The organism is uncultured Methanobrevibacter sp., assembly GCF_902769175.1.
GTDB lineage: Archaea > Methanobacteriota > Methanobacteria > Methanobacteriales > Methanobacteriaceae > Methanobrevibacter.
Genome location: NZ_CACXNW010000015.1, coordinates 23,015 through 42,345, shown reverse-complemented (window position 1 = coordinate 42,345; position 19,331 = coordinate 23,015). Strand labels below are relative to the sequence as shown.

The window sequence follows — 19,331 nt, the reverse complement described above, 5'->3', positions numbered from 1 at the left end:
AAAAATAGGTTTTTTAGGATGATTTGTAAATTAGTTAAGGAGAATTAAAAAAAGACTTTAATATTTTAAAAAAATTGAAAAAATTCAGTTTTATTTTAGAAAAAAATAAAATTTAATTTATTTTTATAAAATGGGGAATAAGAAATAAAATTTTAAAAATAATTTTAAAAAAGAAGGTCGAATTTTAAATAATAAAAAATTTTTTTAAATTTAAAGAAATAGTTTTTAAAAATAGAATTTTAAAAATAAACAAAAATAATTCTTTTCAAATTTGAAAAAGTAGTTTTTAAAAATAAATTATAAAAAAATAAAAAATAAATTGGTTTTTTTACATTACAGAAACAATACCTATAATTGCTCCACAAATGGTAGCAAGCAAGTTTACATGTTCATTGTTAATGTAATTTCTTCTTTCAAGGACTGCTCCAAGTATGCTGTCAATAAAACAGCCTAAAGTTCCAGAAATTACTGAAATCTTAATTGAAACTAAAGGATCTGGTATTATTCCCAATAGAAATGCAGCAAATCCAATTATTCCTGTACCGGTAATTGCTGCGGCAGTTCCTAATACTGATATTGCCCCATCAGTTCCTGCTGGAACTTTTCTAAAGGTGGTTATTAAACGTGGCTCTTGAAGAACCCCTATTTCACTAGCTAATGTATCTGCTGTTGCAGTAGCTACTGCACCAATGAATCCTCCAGCAAAAGGAAGATAATAACCTCCGAATGCTGCCATTAAAAAGGCAACCAAACCATTTGAGATTACGTTTTTTGCAGTTCTGGTTTTTTCATATTGCCCTATCTCTTTTTTATATGGCTTTGAAAACCGTGTAGCAAATATGCTTAATATAAAGAACAGAACAATTAAAATAAACCAACTTACACCTGCTGAGAATATGATTGTTATTCCCATAAAAATCATTATTAAGGAACCTAACATGTCTAAGCTTTTTCTTTTATAGCTTATGGCTCCTAAAATAAAGAGGAGTAATACATATCCCCAATTTACCATTATAGTATTTTGCATATAATCACTTCAATTAAGAAATTAATTATTTTTAATTAATTTAAATCCAATACTTATTTATGTTTAAATTCTAATTTTTATTAATATATACTCTTATTTATATTTAAGTGTTTTAACTTATTTAAATACTTTTCTTAATTGTTTTAGTTAAGGATTCCTAAAAAACTATTAAAAATGGTATTTTGGCTAAAATTTATTATAATTTGATTAAATTTTTTAAGAAAGGGTGTTTAGTGCAAAATTGGCTAAAATTTATTATAATTTGATTAAATTTTTTAAGAAAGAGTGTTTAGTGCAAAATTAGTTAAAATGTGACATTTTAAGATAATGTTAGATTTTTAAAAGAAGTTTCATTGAGTTAAGACGAGTTAAAAATAGTTTAAAAAAAGCATAAATGATTAAAAAAAGTTAAAAAAAAGAAAAAGATAAAATATTAGATTTATTTGTCTAATACTTTACTTTTGATGACTCTTTTAAGAGGATAGATTTTTTTAGCTTTGTGGTAAATTTCAGAAGCTAATCTACCGTTTACAGAGTTTTCTACAAGTTCATCAAAGGTTTTTTCTGCAGCTACGTTGGTAACTAATTCCTTAATGGTTTCTCTCATGAATTTTTGTTGGGAAGATTTTGCTCTTCTTGTGGTAACAGCTAATACATGGAGTTTTAATTTACGATCATCTTGGGTAGTTACAATAACAGGAGCGTCGATTCTACTGGTTCCTCTTCTGATCATGCTTCTTACATAATCGGTAGTGGTTTTGTGTCCAGTGAATTTGGTGTTTGCAATATCTCCAGCAACATTGTCTACTTCAAATTGTAATTTGATGTATTGTTTAGAGAAGTCACCGGTTAATTCTCTCATGGTTACTTCTACGGTTCTTCCGTATACAAGTTCTGGGTCTCTTGCAGGGGTGGTACCTATTTCTTTGTCACCGAATGCTACAGGGGTTTTAATAGTATACCAAGATTTTTCTTTCCAAGTGTCACGTACTCTACGTCTTTGTTTCTTTGCCATTATATCATTTCTCCGTTGTTTTTGACGTAATTATTTTTTAGAATAATTAATTTTTTTGTTATTAATAAAACATAGCCAAGGCTAAACTATAATTATTTTTAAAATAGGATAGGGATTTGACTATGATATAAGTTTTAGTTTAATCCAATGCATTAAGTCTGAAGAAATAATCAGAAATAATCATTAGATAGAATAAAAATATAATATTAAATTCACAGGTTTAATGGGCTAATGTCACTTAAGATATCTGAAGTGGCCTTATATTAAAAATAGATACAAAAATAGTTATAAATTTAAATTAAAATAATATCATAAAAGTTTTAAATAAGTTTAAAACCCGCCCATAAAGGTTATTGTTAGTTATGATTTTTATAGTATATAAATATTTTTAATATTCAGGTTTTATTTTTATAATTTTTTATAATTTTCATATAATTTTTTAATCTGGACTTCCATTTTTTGGATATGATTAAAAAATTTCAAATATTTTATGATATATTTATTATATGGTTTTAATAAAATATACTTTTATTATATTTATTGTTTTAAATATGTTTTAATTTTCATATTTTAATTTTTATATCTTATGTCTCATGCTTATTGTTTTTGGTTGGCTGCTAAAACATTTGATATTCTTGTTTTATTGCTTTGCTACTAAAGCATTTAACCTTATTTCATTGCTTGACTATTAAAGCATTTAACTTTATTGTTTTTGCTTGGTTTAAAGCATTTCATATCTAATTGTTTAATCGGTTGACTACTAAAACATTTAAATAATATAAAAAATATAACAATTGTTATAACATTATTTTGTGATGTTGTTTAAAAAATAAGAGGAGGTAAAAAAATGTGTGAGATCTTTGGATTTAGTTCATCAAAGGAAGAAGAGCTTAATGATTATTTGAGAGAATTTTATAGTCATTGTGAAGAGCATCCTCATGGTTGGGGATTAGCTATTTTGGATTCAGATAAATTCAGCCTATATAAAGAGCCTGTTAAAGCTCGCAACAGCATAATGTTGGGAAATATTTTATTAAATCCAATTGTTTCTAAAAGTGCTTTAGCACACATTCGATTAGGCACTATTGGTGAGAGAGATTTCTATAATTGCCATCCTTTTGTTAAAAAAGATAATTCCGGCAGGAGATGGACTCTTATCCATAATGGGACTATTTTTGACTGCCCTGATTTATGTAAATATAGCACTATAGAAGAAGGGGAAACCGATTCTGAAAGGATTCTGCTAGCTATTGTTGATCATATAAATAATTTTGAATCTTTTAAGGGAGAGCCTTTAAGTTTAAAAGAGAGGTTCGACATAATTTCTGACTTAATAAGTTTTATGGCCTATACCAATAAATTGAATCTAATTGTCTATGATGGGGAACAGATGTATGTTCACACAAATTATAGAAATTCATTATATAAATTGAAAACTGAAAGCGGTGTTTTCATTTCCACTCAACCTTTAGATTCTAATGATTGGGAGGAATTGCCTTTAAATACTGTTATCTCATTCTTGAATGGTGAGATATTATTTGAAGCAAAGCTTCATTCCTGTGAATATATCGAAACTGAAGAGCAACTTAGGTTTATTGAGAATTTTGCCAATTCTTTAAAAGTTGATGATGAAAAATATGTATGGTAATTGTCATTTGCTTATTGGTGGGTTTTGATATGTTGATGAAAAATATGTATGGTAATTGTCATATTGCTTATTGAAGGCTTTTGATATCTTTGTTGAATGTTCTGTTATGTTTATGATCTTTTGGAAGTTTATGGGGAATATTATTCTTTTTAAGGAAAATTTGAAAAATATGGGGGTTGCATTAAAATGGTAAATGATGCAATTACAGATGAAATGATAAGAGAGAAAATTTGTCAAATGTTTTTGGAATCTACTAAAAAATCCAAAAAGGAGTATATTGGGATAGAAATTGTGATTCCGATAATCAATCTTAATAAGGAAGCAGTGGATTTTGATATAGTTCATCGTGTAACTGAATCATTTAAAAATCAATTCAATTCATTTGAAGTTGAAGGCATTGACTATGATGGAAATATTTATGCCTTAAGAAATCGGGAAAACGATGACATTGTATGCTATGACTGTTCATATAACAATATAAAATTTGCAATGGGTAAGGAAGAGGACTTATTCACTATCAATGATAGATTTAAGGAATATTATGCTTTCATTAAAAAAGAGTTTGAAAGCTACAATCACACCTTAAGCGGCATGGGAATAAATCCTTACAGAAAGTACAATAATGAGATTCCAATTCCAAATGAAAGATATTTAATGCTTTATAATCATTTAAAGTCTGCTGAGAATTATTCTGATTCATTGATGTATTTTTATGATTATCCTGGATATGGAATGTTTTCAAGTGCCTCTCAGGTTCAATTGGATGTTCCATATGATGATTTGATTGAAAACATAAATGTGTTCTCTAAATTGGAGCCTATTAAGGCATTGCTCTTTTCCAATTCTGTCCTTTTAGAGGATAATGAAGATTATGTTTGCTTTAGGGATAATCTATGGGAGTATAGTACTCATGGAATCAATCCACATAATATCGGCATGTATGGCATTGAGTTTAGCGATATTCGTGAATTGGTTTCCTATCTTGAATCCTTAAACATCTATTGTGTCATGCGTGATGGGGTTTACATTAATTTCCCTTCAATGCCTTTAAGGGAATATTTCAATAGTGACAGCATTACTGGAGAATACTATTGTAAGGGAAATTATAAAAGCAAAGAATTTAAGCCATCTTTAGATGATATTGAATATTTAAGGGCATTTAAATTTATTAATTTGACTTTTAGAGGAACTATTGAGTATAGAAGTGTCTGCACTCAGCCTATAAAAGACTCTATGTCTGTTGCAGCTTTTCATGTAGGCTTAAAACATAAGACTAAGGAACTGGAAAAGCTATTTTTTTACGCCCCTGTATTTCACGATTGTTATAATAGTACAGAGCTTCGTAAGTTATTTATAAAAACTGAAATACCAAGTTCCATTGATAAGGATCAATTATATGATCTTGCAAGAAATGTATTGGATTTGGCAAAAGAGGGCTTGAAGGAAAGAAATCTTGGTGAGGAAATTTTTTTGGAGCCATTATATAGAAATGTTGATGAAAGAACAAATCCTGGAAAAAGGATGCTGCTTTACTTGGAAGAGGGAAAGAGTTTAGAAAAAATCATTAAATATTATGGTGATTTATAATTATATATATGGGAGGATAAAATGGATAGGATATTCAATTTATCTCAATTGCATAAGCATGCAAGTGCAGAGGATTTAAGAAAGGGATCCTTTGGGATAGAATGGGAAGGATTAAGAGTCCGTGCAAATGGAGAGTTGTTCCTTAGTCCACACCCTGAAATATTTGGTAACAAATTATCAAATCCCTTCATAACAACAGATTTCTCAGAAAGCCAAATAGAGATCATCACTCCAGCATTTGATACAATTGATGAGGCTTTTTCATTCTTTTCATTCATGTCTGATGTAGTAAACAGTTCTTTAGATGATGATGAGTATTTATGGTTCCAATCATTGCCATGCATACTTCCAGATTCAAGCAAAATCCCAATTGCAAAATACAAGGGCAAGGAATTAGCTGAAGAGTCAATGGAATATAGAAAGGGTTTGGCTAAAAAATATGGCCTTAGAAAGCAAATGATTTCTGGAATTCATTTCAATTTTTCATTTAAGGATGAACTGATAGAAAAGCTCTATGATAATTTGGACTTTAGTGAAATAGAGGGTTATGAAAATTCAAGTATTTCATATAAGGAATTTAAGTACATGCTTTATTTAAAGATATCAAGGAATTACATTCGTTATGTTTGGCTTATAATCTACCTTACAGGCTGTTCTGTTGCAGCTCACAATACATTCACTCCAGAATGTACCGATTTGATGGAACATAGTGATGATTATGGGGGAGTCTATAGTGAAAGAGGTCCTTCATTCAGAAATGCTTCATGCGGCTATAAAAATTTAGAGCATTTATATCCTAATTATCATTCAGTAGATGCTTTTGCAAGAGATGTTCAGTCCTTCATTGATGAAGGTAAGCTTTCACAGGCTAAGGAATTGTACACTCAAATCAGATTGAAACCTAAAGACCCAAGTGATGTGCTTTTGTCCTTAAGGAATGATGGAATTCAATATATAGAAATAAGGACTTTGGACATTAATCCATTTTATAAGTGCGGTTTAATTAAGAAGGATATGGAGTTTCTTCACTTATTCCTCATCTATTCATTGATTGCTGATGAGTCTGATTATGAAAATTGGCAAGAGGAAGCCATTTACAATGAAGAAATGGTGGATGAATCAGCTTATGATTATAATATGAAATTGCTTAAAGATGGTGAGGAAATCAGTTTGGAAGAATGGGGATTAAAGATTCTTGATGAAATCGATGAAATGTGCAGAACCTTAAACATTGGTAGCCAATCATTGGTAGATTCAATGAGGCAAAGAGTTGTGGATCCATCTTTGACTTATGGAAAAGGGCTTGTTAAGCTAGTTAAAGAAAAAGGATATATAAATAGCCAATTAAAGTTGTCTCAGATTAATAAATTAACAAGCAAGTATCTTTTAGAGCACAGAGACTTATTGAATCATGAAAAATATAAAGAATATGTTCCTATTGCTCTTCAAGGGGCTAAAAAGTAATCTTTAATTTTTTATTATTCTTTTTTAATTAGCTATTTTGCTAATATTTTATTTTTTATTTTTTTCTTTTAGAAATAGTTATTTTGAAGTTATTTTTTTATTTATTCTTTTTTAATTAGTTATCTTGCTAATATTTTATTTTTTATTTTTTTCTTTTAGAAATAGTTATTTTGAAGTTATTTTTTTATTTATTCTTTTTTAATTAGCTATTTTGCTAATATTTTCTTTTTTTTTATTCTTTTTAAAAATAGTTATATGGGAATTATTTTCTGAACTTAACTCCCACATTAAATGCATCAGCTATTTTATCTCCCACTTGGTAGTAGTCATATAGGACATCATCATAAACTATTGGATTAAGCAATTTTAAATCAACTTTTCCTTTTTCCCCTATAACCTCTTCATCTGCTTGAATGTTTACAATTTCTCCAGTTATTTGGGTATGGCTACCTACTTCAACAATATTCATGACTTTGCATTCTATGCTGACTTTCATTTCATTTATGATTGGTGCATTGACTTTTTTTGCTTTAGTTGTAGTGAAACCTACCTTTTCAATCTTATCTACATCATATCCTGATGCCATTCCAATGTAATCGGTTTCTGCAACTTGATCTATTGTTGGAAATCCTAAAGCAAACTCCTTTCTTTCCAATATGCTTTTAAGTGTCTTTCGCTTAGCAGTTGAATTGATTGCAATCATTACTGCAGGAGGCTTATGGCTACACATTGTTGCAAATGCAAGGGTGCATGAATCTGCCTTTCCATCTTTATCATATGCAGATGCAATAACTGCTGGAGCAGGATACATCATTCCTCTTGGTTTCAAATCAATTTTTGACATTTTATCTGAACTCTATTTGTTTAAATTTTAATGTTTTTCATAAAATTTACATGGTCTATGTATTTTCTTAAAACCTCTTCAACAGTTCCTTCATCCTTAACAAGTTTTAAGCCTGCATCTTCTGAGTAGATTGCAGCTTTAGGGCCAAATTGCTCGCAGATGCATACTTCACAAGCTTCAATGGCTTTAATAATTTTAGGATTTTGGTGTTTCATGTCTACTTCGATTTCAACATTTCTTTGGTCTATAAACTTAAATTCATCCTTCTCTTCATTATATTCATAAACATATAATGATCTTGCTTTTCCAAAGTGCAAATCTACATTTTCTCCATTTGATGAAGCTACAGCGATTCTCATTTTCTAATCTCCTTTTCTTATTTTCAATTATTTTATTAAAGAGTCTGTTTTTCCTTTATTTCTGATTATTGTAATTAAAGATTCTATTTTCATTTATTTTCATTGCAATTATTGTAAATTGGTGAGTCTATTTTTCTTTATTTTCATTGCAATTATTGTAAATTGGTGAGTCTATTTTTCTTTATTTTCATTTCCAATTATTGTAAATTAAAGATTCAATTTTCTGATTATCTTCAGAATATGTATTTTGATTCATTATAATGAATAATTCATCAGCATACTTCAATTCCAATTCCTCATCTGGGATTAATGTGTTTCCGCTTCTGACAACTGATACAACCATAGCAGACTTAGGAATCGGAAGTTCCCAGATTTTAGTTCCTATCAATGCACAGTCCATTGGCACAACATACTCTTCCAAAATGCTTTTTGTCTTATCGAAATCAATTCCTTTGTTTTTTTTTCAATAATCTCATAAGCAAGGTTTCATAAATCGGATCGTTTCCAAGGATTGTTGGAATGATGTATGCAAGTATGGTTACAACAATCATTGCTACAAGTGAGTTTGTAACTCCAGTCATTTCAGCAATCAGCACAACTGCAGTTATTGGAGTTCTCACTGAACTTGCAAACATAGCCGCCATTGAAATCATAATGAACTTATATGCAATCATTGGATTCAAGCCAAAGATTGGAATAACAATTGCACTGAATATTGCACCGATATATGCTCCAATAACAAGAACTGGATAGAATATTCCTCCAGGAGCATTGGAACTGAAACAGAAGATTAAAAGCAGGTATTTTCCAATTAAAAGAACAATCAAAACGGATAATGGAGGCAAGGTGAACTCTATTAAATGCATCATGGAGTATCCTCCTCCAAGGACATTAGGTAAGAAAAGACCTACTAATCCGGTTATGAGAAATACGATGACAAATTTGATTTCCAATGGCAAGAAACTTAACTTATCCCACATTTCAGAGGCTTTAATCATTCCTACATTATAAATGTAGCCTAATATTCATATAATGATTCCTAAAATAATCAATAGGTAAAAATAGTTTAATGGAAGGTTCAATGATGTAAATGGGAATATTGGGATTTGCCCAAAGAATGCTTTTGACACTAAATCTGCTACAACTGCTGAAAACAATCCTACAATGACGATTGACCTGTCAAATCCTTTGTTGATTTCCTCTAAGGTAAATATGAATCCTGCAAGAGGTGCGCTGAAGGTTGCTGCAAGTCCCGCTCCACTTCCACAAACCAATAAACGCTTTTCATCGGTTTTGCTGTTTGGCAAGTATTTTGAAACACCTTTTGCAGCCATTGCTCCCAATTGTACAGAAGGTCCTTCCCTTCCTAATGAAAGCCCTCCAAGTGCTGTAAGGGTTCCTCCAATAAACTTGGCTACCAATGTTTTCCACCAGCAAACATCAAAGTATCCTTTCACTTCACCCATCACTATAGGAATTCCACTTCCTGAACTGTCAGGGTCCCATTTCATTAAAAGAGCTGTTATAAATCCCATAACTGCAAGTATGGCAAACCATGCAAGAGTCAGCATCAAGTCTCCCTGTATGTGTTTTAAATAATCAAAAAAAAAAAAAAAAACAAAAAAAAAAAAAAACAGCATCAAGTCTCCCTGTATGTGTTTTAAGGTGGAAAATAGGATGTTTTCAGAGTTGTCCAGTCCAAATCTGTATAATGATACAACTAATCCTGAGAATAATCCTATTAAAATAGCTTCTATAATTAGTTTGATGTAATATTTAGAGTCATCTACATTCAATCCTAATGTTTGCTTAATCATTTTCATAGTTTTCCTCAAAATTTGTTGTTAGATTTTTTTAAATGGATTATTTTTATAATCTTTTTAAGCTATTGAATTAAGGATTATTCGTTGATTCAACTAAATCTATTGGGATAATGCTTATCTGCTTATTCCACCAAATCCTTCCAATGTTTCAATACATTCCTCAATTGATTCTTCACTTAATGAGATTATCTTAAATGTGTAGCTGATTTGATTTTCTTTTATAGGGCTTCCATCATAAATGTCAATTATTATCACATCAATTATGTCTTCAAATTTTTTCAAAGTGTCCTTTATGACATGTGGATCTGAATTCTTGCTGAAAACAGCACTGATGTCTCGTGTATGTATCTTTTCATTATTGAGTTTCCATTGGTAAAGCTCTTCATCATCCAGCTTTTCCACATTGGATATCTTAAGCTTTTTGACTTTGCCGTTTTCATCTTCCAAATAAAGGAAATCCAAATATATTTCCTTAATTATTCCTACATGAATTGTGTCTGAATAAATATGCTTTAGCCCAACTTCTGATCCAATGGATTGTAGGAGCAAATTATACTCATGGGTAAGTGCTGAAATTGCCTTGTCACTTCTACCGAGAGCAGCTTGGATATCTCCCATATGCTTGGTTGCCCTAAGTGCAATTTCAACAAACTTCTCTTCCTCATTATTATTCAATACCTCTTTCAATTCAGACATTGAATCGAAAAGGGCCTGTCTGATTTTATTTCCCTTCTTGTTTTCATGTTGAATGGAATATGTTAAATAAGGATTTTGGGATACGATCCTAGCTATTGTATCTATCATTAGGTTATAGATTGGACTTTCATAGTTTTCAGTATCCTTAATGTCCACTTTAAGCCTTTCAATTGCAGAAGCTGTGGAAATATATGAAAAGTGAGTTAAAACCTGTACAATACCCATCATGTCATCGTGATGTCCTGCAGTTGTTTCTACTATTCTCATTCCCTTATCTTCAAGGAACTTGTAAACCTTAGGGTACCATTTTCCTTTTTCAATTGGTGTAAGGACGATTATTTGCCCTTTCAAATCGGTAGTCCTTGGACCGAAGACTGGGTGAGTTGGGATGAATTCTACCCCCTCCTTCAAGCATTCCTGCATCTTTTTGCTTGGCCCTTCCTTTACGGAAGTCACATCAATCATCAATGATCCTTCCTTCATGAATGGAGCTAATTCCTCTATAACACCTTCAGTGCTTGAAATAGGAACAGAAATAATTACGATATCGTTGTTTTGGACTATTTTCTTGTTGTCGCTGGAATATTTTATTCCAAGGTCTTTGCTTACTTGCTTTCCTACTATGTCATCTCTTCCAGTTACTGTTACATCATATTCAAAGTCTTTCAAATACCATGCTATGGTTCTTCCTAAACCTCGTGTTCCACCAATAATTCCGATTTTCATGTTTTTACCTATGGTTTTGATTAATTAAATTTGTAATATTGATTGTTCATTTGTTGATAATATTTATTCAATGCTAATTATTCATTTAATCAATTTTTTTTTTAAATAATTGATTTGTTATTAAATATTTTTTTTAATCAATTTTTTTTTTTAAATAATTGATTGGTTATAAAATATTTTTTTAATTAATTTTTTTAGCAGCGAATTAATTGAAAATTGCTTAATTTTATATATTATCGATAATCATATTTTATATTGTTTTATAGTAATATATGAAATTAATACTTTATATTTTTAATATATTTATATTTTTGCTTAGTTAATTTTAGAAAGTTTATTTGCATATTTTAGAGGCTTAATCATGAAGATAACTTATCAAGATAAAAAGAAAGGAATCATTGAACTTCTTCCAGAAACATTGGATGACTTATGGCATTTGTCCCATATAATCGCTGAAGGTGATACTGTCTATTCCAAAACAACAAGGAGGATTCAGGATACAACTGGAGATAAGTTAAGAAGTGATAGGGGAGTGAAAAGGACAGTCACCTTAGGGGTTTCTGTAGAGGATGTTAGCTTTCACATCTTTACAGGAAAGCTTAGGGTAATAGGTTCAATCATTAAGGGACCTGAAGATTTGATTCCTCTTGGCTCTCACCATACCATTGAGGCTAAGCTGAACACTCCAATCAAAATCTATAAGGAGCATTGGTCTGGATATGCTCTAAAAAGAATCAATCAGGCAATTGATGCATCTAAAAAGTTATCTGCAATCATTGTTGTATTGGAAGATGATGTTGCAGACTTTGGATTGATGAGGCAATTTGGAATTGAATATTATGGTCCTGTAATGGGAAATGTTTCCGGAAAAAGAATCATTGATAAAAACAGGGCTAAAAACATTGAGAAATTCTATCAAAAGATTGTTGATTACATTCTTAAGTTTGATAATATTCAAACAATAGTTTTAGCAGGTCCTGGCTTTTATAAGAATGATTTCTTCAAGTATTTGGAATCCAAGCATAGTAATTTGGCTAAAAAGTCCATTTTGGAATCAACTGGATCTGGCGGACGTGTAGGAATCAATGAAGTTCTCAAAAAAGGAACTGTTGAAAAGTTAGCTACTGAAAATAGGGTTGCATTTGAAATCGCAGCTGTAAATGAAATACTTCAGGAAATTGCAAAAGCCTCAAATTTGGTTGTTTATGGTAAAGACCAAGTTAAGGAAGCAATTAATTTGGGAGCTATTGACAAGTTGCTTGTTTTGGATAAGCTGATAAGAAGTGAAGACTTGGAGGAATCTATGGACATGGTTGAAAACATGTCTGGTGAAGTTTTAGTGATAAGCAGTGAACATGAAGGGGGAAAGCAGCTTGAAGGATTAGGTGGTTTAGCTGCCACTTTAAGATATGCCATTTCCTAATTCTAAATGTTCATATCTTGTTTTTTCACTATTTTTTGCCTTATTATTTATTTTTATCATTTTTTTAATGAAATTTGAATTTATTTTATTTTTTATCAGATTTTTTTTAATATTTTTCTTAAAAAGGGAATTTTTTTATTTTTTATCAGATTTTTTTTAATATTTTTCTTAAAAAGGGAATTTGTTTTTGTTTTATTTTTTATCAGATTTTTTTTAATATTTTTCTTAAAAATTAAATTGGATTTTAGTTTATTTTTCACCCATTTTTTTCAATATTTTCTTAAAATGAAAATGCATAATTAATTTTTTTATCCTATTTTCTTAATGTTTTTTAAATAAAAATTATATATTAAAAATTATAAAAATAAACTATACTATATTTATTAGCAAAATCATTCATAAATCTTTTAAAATAAAGAGATTTATTTCTTGTTTTACTAAGATTTTAAAAAATATTATTTATTGATGATTTAATAGAATTTTAAAAAAAATAAAGGATTTTAAAACATGTTTTTAGAATTATTCATTGTATTTATATGTTCATTAGTCGGAACTGGAGCATTAAATATAATATTCCGTTTCTTAGGCAAGCGTGGATATATGGGTAATTTATACGAACCTGTTCGTGGAGGAACTCCTCGTGCAATAGGTATCATCCCATTTATCATAATCAGCTTGTTCTTGCCTGCAGGATATAACAATCTTGTTTTAGTGATGGGATTATGTGCTCTAATTGATGATGTGATTGGCAGAAAAAGAATAGCTAATTTACCTATTGAAATAGGCCAGCTTGCCAGAGGAATAGGTATGCTATGTGTTATAGGATTAGGTTATCCTCTTATGGGCCTTTCTTCTATCTTAGTTGCATTGATGATTCAACCAATGAATATTGCAGATATGCAGCCAGGATCTGCAGTAAGCGTAGTCTTTATTATGAGCTTATTCACAATCCTCGCTACTGTAATTATAGGTGTTGCTCCTATCACACAGATTCCTGCATATTATGTTCCATTGCTTACTTTCGTAACCTGTTTAGGTTATGCTCCTTTAGACTATTCTGGAAAGATTATGTTGGGAGAAGTAGGTAACCATACTTTTGCTTTAGCATTAGGAATTGGATATTATATCCTTGGAGGATTTTTAGGAACTTTAATATTATTCATTGTAACTACTGCATTAATTGCATACATAAGAAGAAAGAACTTATCTAGATTCCTCATTAATAAATTGCACATAAATAATCCGACATTCGGTGATTTGTTTATGGATGTTTTAACTGGCGGAGGATTAGGTGACTTATTTAGAAAAATCATTCTCGGCCAGCGCCAACAAATTGTTACAGACAATTTATTAATTGCACTTGGATTTAGAAGACTATTATATAATCCATATTCTCCTAATCTTGAAAGAGTAGTTGAAAAGGATGTTAGAACAAAGCCTGCAGATTTAAGAAGGTTAAATTAATTAAATGATTATTTAAATGCAGATTTAATGTTTACTTAAATTAATGCAGTACAATTGCATTTTTGAAGGTAATTTATCCCTTCTTTTAATGCAGTTTTGACTAGAATTTAATATTTTAATATTATTACAGATCATTTAAAATTTAATTATGGTGATTTTATGGTTGATGTTTTTGATGTTATTAAGAATCGTAGAAGCGTAAGAGTTTATAAAGATGAACAAATCGAAGATGAAAAGATTGAAAAGATATTGGAAGCAGCTGTTATGGCTCCTACCGCAAGAGGAGAAGCTCCTTGGCATTTCACAGTAGTTCAAAACAAAGAGACCCTTGCAGAAATCAATGACTCTGTACTCAATATTTTATCAAATTCCGGAGATGAGTTCCTTGAAGCAATCGCTGAATCTGGAGTAAATGTAATGCACAATGCTCCAACAGTTGTATTTGTTTCTGCAAAATCCGATGCAACAAACATGCAAGCAGACTGTTCTGCAGCTATTGAAAATATGCTTCTTGCAGCAGAAGGATTAGATATAGGGTTCTGCTGGTTAAGTCTTATAGCTATTTACTTCAGTGTTGAAGAAAACTTGAAAAAGCTTCACATACCTGAAGGACACACTCCATTATATGGTGTTGCTTTAGGAAAATAAGCTTGAACCAAATGAACCAAACCCACGTAGTGAAGTTTTTGCTAATTGGTTAAAATAGACAATCTTTTTAAAAAAAGTTTGATTAATTTTTTCTATTTTTTTTTAAAAAAAGAGTTTTGGATAAAATAATGAATATTTTATCCTTTTTAATATTTTTAACTATTTTTGTTTTTTCGATTACTTTTCTAAATTTCTTATTTTATTATTTTCTTATTTTAGTTTTTTAGATATTGCTTATTGTTCTATTTTTTTATCATCCCATAATCTTTAGGATTTTATAGTAAGCATCTGTAGATGGATGAACTTCCAAGAAGTCATCAAATGCTTCCTTATCTATGCCTAAATTCATTAGGAATGCAAGATAAGCAGTATCATCAATTGAAGATGGGGATATTTGGCTTGCCCTTACTATTTCGTCTGTTTCAGAATTCAATGAGATTTTAGTAAGTCCAGTTTCTCCCTTCATTATTCTCCAGAATGCATGAGGTCCTCCAAGACCTGGAATAATTATGTCTTCAAGATCTGCATCTGTCTCTTGCTTTTGAGTGAAACTTACATCCAAATCCAATGTCAATGATTGTGGAACTATATTATCCTCAAACTTATTCAAGTATCCTGCCATATTTCTTGCAGCAGATATTCCCTCTTTTCTTGCATAAGGAGTTAAGGTTATTCCTCCAGTAACATCTCCTGCAGAGTATATGTGTGGGTTAGAGGTTTGGAAAAACTCATTTACCTTAATGGAACCATCTTCATTAAGCTCTACAATATCTGCCACTATTTCTGAGTTTGGAACTCTTCCAGTAGCTATTAATGTTTTTCCTTCAAACTCTCCCTTGTCTGTAATGATTGAGTTTTCAGTTATTTCAAATACATTTGTATTTTCACATATCTCAACTTCATTAATAAGCTTTTTAACAACATAGCTTTTTATTTCAGGCTCTAATTCTTTGAGGATTTCTGATCTTGCAATGATTCTCACTTCACTTCCAAAGCTTGAGAAAATGTTAGACAATTCAGTAGCTATTATTCCTCCACCAACTATGTTTAATTTAGATGGAATTTCCTCTAAGTTAAGTACATCGCTGCTTGTTAAAGCATAATTTGCTCCATCGATATTTGGAATAAATGGCCTTGCACCTGTAGCTATCAATAAATTTTCAGCTTCATATATATTTACTTCTTTATTTTTAAGATTTTCCTTTTGAAGTGGGTTGTCATTGTCCAGTTTAACTGTAACGATAATTTTTCCTTCATCATTTATTTCCACACTTGCCTCACCATAGATAACATTATTGTTTACGCTTTCGTTTTCTTCCTGGTTTAGCTTACGGAGAAACAATCGTGTCTTTTTAATGTTGTCACATGCAGTTTTATAATCAAAGTTAATGTTTCCATCAATGAATCCAATTTCGCTGAATCTTTTAAATGTTCTTATAAAACGGCTAATGTCAGTTAATGCACAGACAACCATACATCCTTCATTAAGGCAAGTTCCTGCAATGTATTTCTTTTCAATAAGTAATGTTTCCTCACCTAATTTTCCTAATTCAAATGAGCCTAACCTTCCTGCAGGGCCTGCACCAATAACTATGTTTTTTATTTTTTTTATTTCTTCCATTTTATCCCTATTTAAGTTTTTTTAATTAGTTTTTAGTTTGTTTATTTTATTATAAAATTTTTATTAATTTTTAATTCGCTTTTAAATTTGTAGAAATGAGTCAAAAAAGAGTTTATAATTTAAAATTAGTTTATTTTATTAAAATTAGATTTTATTATTTTTATTTTGTTTATTTTATTAAAATTAGTGTGTTTTATTTAAATTTAGTTTATTTTTTTATAACATTTTTATTAATTTTTAATTTAAAATTAGTTATTATTTTAGTGTTTTAACATGTGTTTTTATTAAAAAATAGTAAAATATTGTTTAAAAGAATTATTTTCTTCATTTAATCATGAGATCATAATTGCTTTTAAACTTTTTTTTTTTTTATTTTATTCGACAGGTTGCATTGTAAAAATGGAAGCTGTCCTATCCACTGTAACATTATATAATTTCTTAACTTTATTGAGGTTGAGTGTTCCTGTAGATTCAAGGCTTAGGGTATAATTTCCATCAGGAATATCATTTAATGTACATATTTTTGAATCTGCCCTAGTAAAACCTACAAATCTGCCTTTTTCTCCTATTCTAATCAAGTATGATTCTCTAACATCACTTGTTACATTGAATTTAAGCTCTCCTTCACTATTTTCTTTACAAATGTCAATTGTCACTGTTGGAGTGATTTTTGATATGGTAAAGTTATGGGATGCGCTGCTGTTTGCATTCATGTCATCTCCACCAGTATAGATTGTGATTGTATAATCACCTGCATCTAAAGTAGGGAGAGTGATGCTATTGTTTGTTCCATTTGATATGTAGGTTTCATTCATTACCTTTCTCAATCCATCATATGCAACTCTATAAGTGAATATATTATTGCTTATGTTTGAAGTATTGAAATTGACAGTTAGATTGTTTCCATAGATTATTGGACTAATGTCTTCAATTTCAATCAGAGATGGAATTTTATTCACTGTGAAATTAGCACAATAGGAAACTGATTTATTGGATTCAGTACCTATGAAATTGATGGTAATTTCATAATTTCCAATTTCCAAATCAGGTAATATGATTTCATTTCCATTGATGTCTTCCATTGATGAGATTATTTCTCCATCTTTTTTAAGGAGGTAATTTATAGCAGTGCGATTTTCAGTGTCGAAAGTAACGTTGACGGGACTTCCGTAAATTACATTATCAAGTGGATATATAACATCTTCAGAAGCCTTATTTATAGTGTAGACTTTTATTATTGCAACACAAGGAGTTTTTTGATCATTTAAGCCAGTCCATTTCTTGCTTGAAGATAAATAAACATAAGATGCTCCTTTACCACAAGTTAAACTATTTAAATCTTTATTTACGCATGGCATTATCTTTTTATTCACTTCTATGGCAACTGAAAAATTCTGTCCTTTCTTTACACGAATTTGCTTATCCAAATTAATTGTAAAGTAACCTACGTCTTCAGTCCATCCAGATTGCTTGTGCTGTAATTTATCCCCTACATATACAGAAACTGTCCAATTAGTGTTTCCATAGAAAAATGTTGAAACTGCACCGATGTCCTCGTCGTTAATGCTTGTGTAAACATTTTTATATGCTACATAAGAATCTGGGCATATTTCATCCCTATAGAGTCCATAGTCATATTGGTAAATTCTATCAAATTTCATTGTATTATTAAAAACCACATATATTAAATCTTCATATGCAAAGGACTTATCATAGTAGGAAATATAGATATAACCGTCTTTGCCGGAATTTTTGCCCCAGCTATTTTTCGCTATCCAAGCTCCGTTTTCTGGGCAGTTATTTCCAAACTTTTTCTTGTCATAATTGTCATCCCATCCTACGATGGCTACAGCATGATTGGTGGTGGTTTCCTTATATGAATAATAATTGTATCCATTATGGTAGTCTGCATTCATGCTGGCTCTAATTGCCCCATAGTCCATGATAGCTTGTTTAATATGAGAGTTATCCAAAGGGAAGTCTCTATCTCTGCTAAGGTTTACAATATTGGAAACAAGGAGAACGTTTTCTAGCAATGGTGAAAATCCAAAGGTCTTTAAAGGTTCTGTGGCTTCCAAAACAGGTCCAAGTGCATTAATGAAGTATGGGAATGATGTCCATTTGCTTCCTCCCTCATTTGGATCTCTATCCCATCCATAGGAAGAGTACTCAGCTATCATGTTTTTCAAATGGTTTTCAGAAAGGTCAAGTTCTTTTCCTGTTGCTTTTTTCACCGCAGATTCAACCACTGCAATCGCAGCGAAGTCCCAACAAAGACCGGTGTGTCCTTGGGATTTTACACTTGTAACCCATCCATGGTCTGCCAGGTTAAAGGATGAAGGCATTTTTTCTAAATCATGGGAAATCTTTGATACAATCATTGTGTAATTGCCTAAATCAATAAATGGATTAATGTATTTGGTTTCAATGGTGGTTTTTCCAGTAGCGTTTTCGAATAGTGGCTCATGCAAGTTGAGGGCAGTAGAAATTGAGTGAATTGAGTCTCCACCATAATTTGCAAAGTTTTCTTCAAATAAAGCTCCGTCTATAGAGGATGTTCCATTTATAATGTACACAGCTCCTCTATCATAATATGCACTGTTATTCGCATAATTTCCTTTATAGATGCTTAAATTTCCCCATTTTTTGTAGATTCCTCCACCAAAAGCAAATGCTTGGTTATCATGAAAGATATCATTGTCTAAGGCCAAATTTCCATTTAATGAAAAGATAGCTCCTCCAAATTGTGATGTGCAGTTGCTGAAAACACATTGTTCAAATATGCCTTCCCCATTCCAAGTGTATATTGCACCTCCACCAAGTGAAGCAGCATTGTTTATGAATTTGCAGTCTATAAAAAGACAAGACTTATTGTCTGCAATGCTGACTGCTCCACCATAGCGGCCACGGTTATTTTTGAATGTGCAGTTTGTGATAGTGGAATTGCTATTGGTAATTAGGGCTCCTCCAAAATCATTCACACAAT

The 19,331-nt window shown here is 30.7% G+C and carries 14 protein-coding genes and 1 pseudogene; 6 read left to right on the top strand and 9 right to left on the bottom strand.

The window, feature by feature from the left end; genetic code table 11:
• Positions 1-328 precede the first annotated feature (328 nt).
• Complete coding sequence (locus QZV12_RS06445; RefSeq protein WP_295619017.1) at positions 329-1,027, bottom strand: TIGR00297 family protein; 699 nt, start codon at positions 1,025-1,027, stop codon at positions 329-331.
• Between the two features lie 439 nt (positions 1,028-1,466).
• Entirely contained in the window at positions 1,467-2,042 is a 576-nt protein-coding gene (locus QZV12_RS06440) for a 30S ribosomal protein S3ae (RefSeq protein ID WP_295619014.1), read from the bottom strand.
• A gap of 847 nt (positions 2,043-2,889) precedes the next feature.
• Here QZV12_RS06440 and QZV12_RS06435 point away from each other — a divergent pair.
• The 3 genes from QZV12_RS06435 to QZV12_RS06425 all read left to right on the top strand — a co-directional run bounded on the left by QZV12_RS06435 (position 2,890) and on the right by QZV12_RS06425 (position 6,741).
• The gene (locus QZV12_RS06435) at positions 2,890-3,690 is read left to right on the top strand and encodes a class II glutamine amidotransferase (RefSeq protein WP_295619011.1); all 801 of its coding nucleotides are present in this window, start codon (positions 2,890-2,892) and stop codon (positions 3,688-3,690) included.
• Between the two features lie 186 nt (positions 3,691-3,876).
• Positions 3,877-5,277: a hypothetical protein gene (locus QZV12_RS06430; protein ID WP_295619008.1), complete on the top strand. Its 1,401-nt coding sequence runs from the start codon at positions 3,877-3,879 to the stop codon at positions 5,275-5,277.
• Between the two features lie 21 nt (positions 5,278-5,298).
• Positions 5,299-6,741, top strand: coding sequence for a glutamate--cysteine ligase (locus tag QZV12_RS06425; protein ID WP_295619005.1), 1,443 nt, complete (start codon positions 5,299-5,301; stop codon positions 6,739-6,741).
• Positions 6,742-7,003: 262 nt separating this feature from the next.
• On the opposite strand, the gene QZV12_RS06420 is transcribed toward QZV12_RS06425, so the two are convergent.
• From QZV12_RS06420 to QZV12_RS06400, 5 genes and pseudogenes are all read right to left on the bottom strand, one after another.
• The gene (locus QZV12_RS06420; protein ID WP_295619002.1) at positions 7,004-7,585 is read right to left on the bottom strand and encodes a flavin reductase family protein; all 582 of its coding nucleotides are present in this window, start codon (positions 7,583-7,585) and stop codon (positions 7,004-7,006) included.
• Between the two features lie 20 nt (positions 7,586-7,605).
• Positions 7,606-7,944, bottom strand: a complete 339-nt coding sequence (locus QZV12_RS06415) for a NifB/NifX family molybdenum-iron cluster-binding protein (RefSeq protein ID WP_295618999.1) — start codon at positions 7,942-7,944, stop codon at positions 7,606-7,608.
• A 187-nt stretch (positions 7,945-8,131) separates the two neighbouring features.
• Positions 8,132-8,365, bottom strand: a complete 234-nt coding sequence (locus tag QZV12_RS06410) for a TrkA C-terminal domain-containing protein (protein WP_295618996.1) — start codon at positions 8,363-8,365, stop codon at positions 8,132-8,134.
• A gap of 22 nt (positions 8,366-8,387) precedes the next feature.
• Positions 8,388-9,455, bottom strand: a pseudogene (locus QZV12_RS06405) (ClC family H(+)/Cl(-) exchange transporter).
• Positions 9,456-9,881: 426 nt separating this feature from the next.
• Positions 9,882-11,189, bottom strand: coding sequence for a prephenate dehydrogenase (locus QZV12_RS06400; RefSeq protein ID WP_295618993.1), 1,308 nt, complete (start codon positions 11,187-11,189; stop codon positions 9,882-9,884).
• A 361-nt stretch (positions 11,190-11,550) separates the two neighbouring features.
• On the opposite strand from QZV12_RS06400, the gene QZV12_RS06395 reads away from it, so the two are divergent.
• From QZV12_RS06395 to QZV12_RS06385, 3 genes are all read left to right on the top strand, one after another.
• Positions 11,551-12,612, top strand: a complete 1,062-nt coding sequence (locus QZV12_RS06395; RefSeq protein WP_295618990.1) for an mRNA surveillance protein pelota — start codon at positions 11,551-11,553, stop codon at positions 12,610-12,612.
• 507 nt (positions 12,613-13,119) lie between these two features.
• Complete coding sequence (locus tag QZV12_RS06390) at positions 13,120-14,076, top strand: cell wall biosynthesis protein (RefSeq protein WP_295618987.1); 957 nt, start codon at positions 13,120-13,122, stop codon at positions 14,074-14,076.
• A 159-nt stretch (positions 14,077-14,235) separates the two neighbouring features.
• Entirely contained in the window at positions 14,236-14,724 is a 489-nt protein-coding gene (locus tag QZV12_RS06385; RefSeq protein WP_295618984.1) for a nitroreductase family protein, read from the top strand.
• A 253-nt stretch (positions 14,725-14,977) separates the two neighbouring features.
• On the opposite strand, the gene QZV12_RS06380 is transcribed toward QZV12_RS06385, so the two are convergent.
• Positions 14,978-16,345, bottom strand: coding sequence for an NAD(P)/FAD-dependent oxidoreductase (locus QZV12_RS06380; RefSeq protein ID WP_295618981.1), 1,368 nt, complete (start codon positions 16,343-16,345; stop codon positions 14,978-14,980).
• Positions 16,346-16,719: 374 nt separating this feature from the next.
• Positions 16,720-19,326, bottom strand: a complete 2,607-nt coding sequence (locus QZV12_RS06375; RefSeq protein ID WP_295618978.1) for a C1 family peptidase — start codon at positions 19,324-19,326, stop codon at positions 16,720-16,722.
• Between the last annotated feature and the right edge of the window lie 5 nt (positions 19,327-19,331).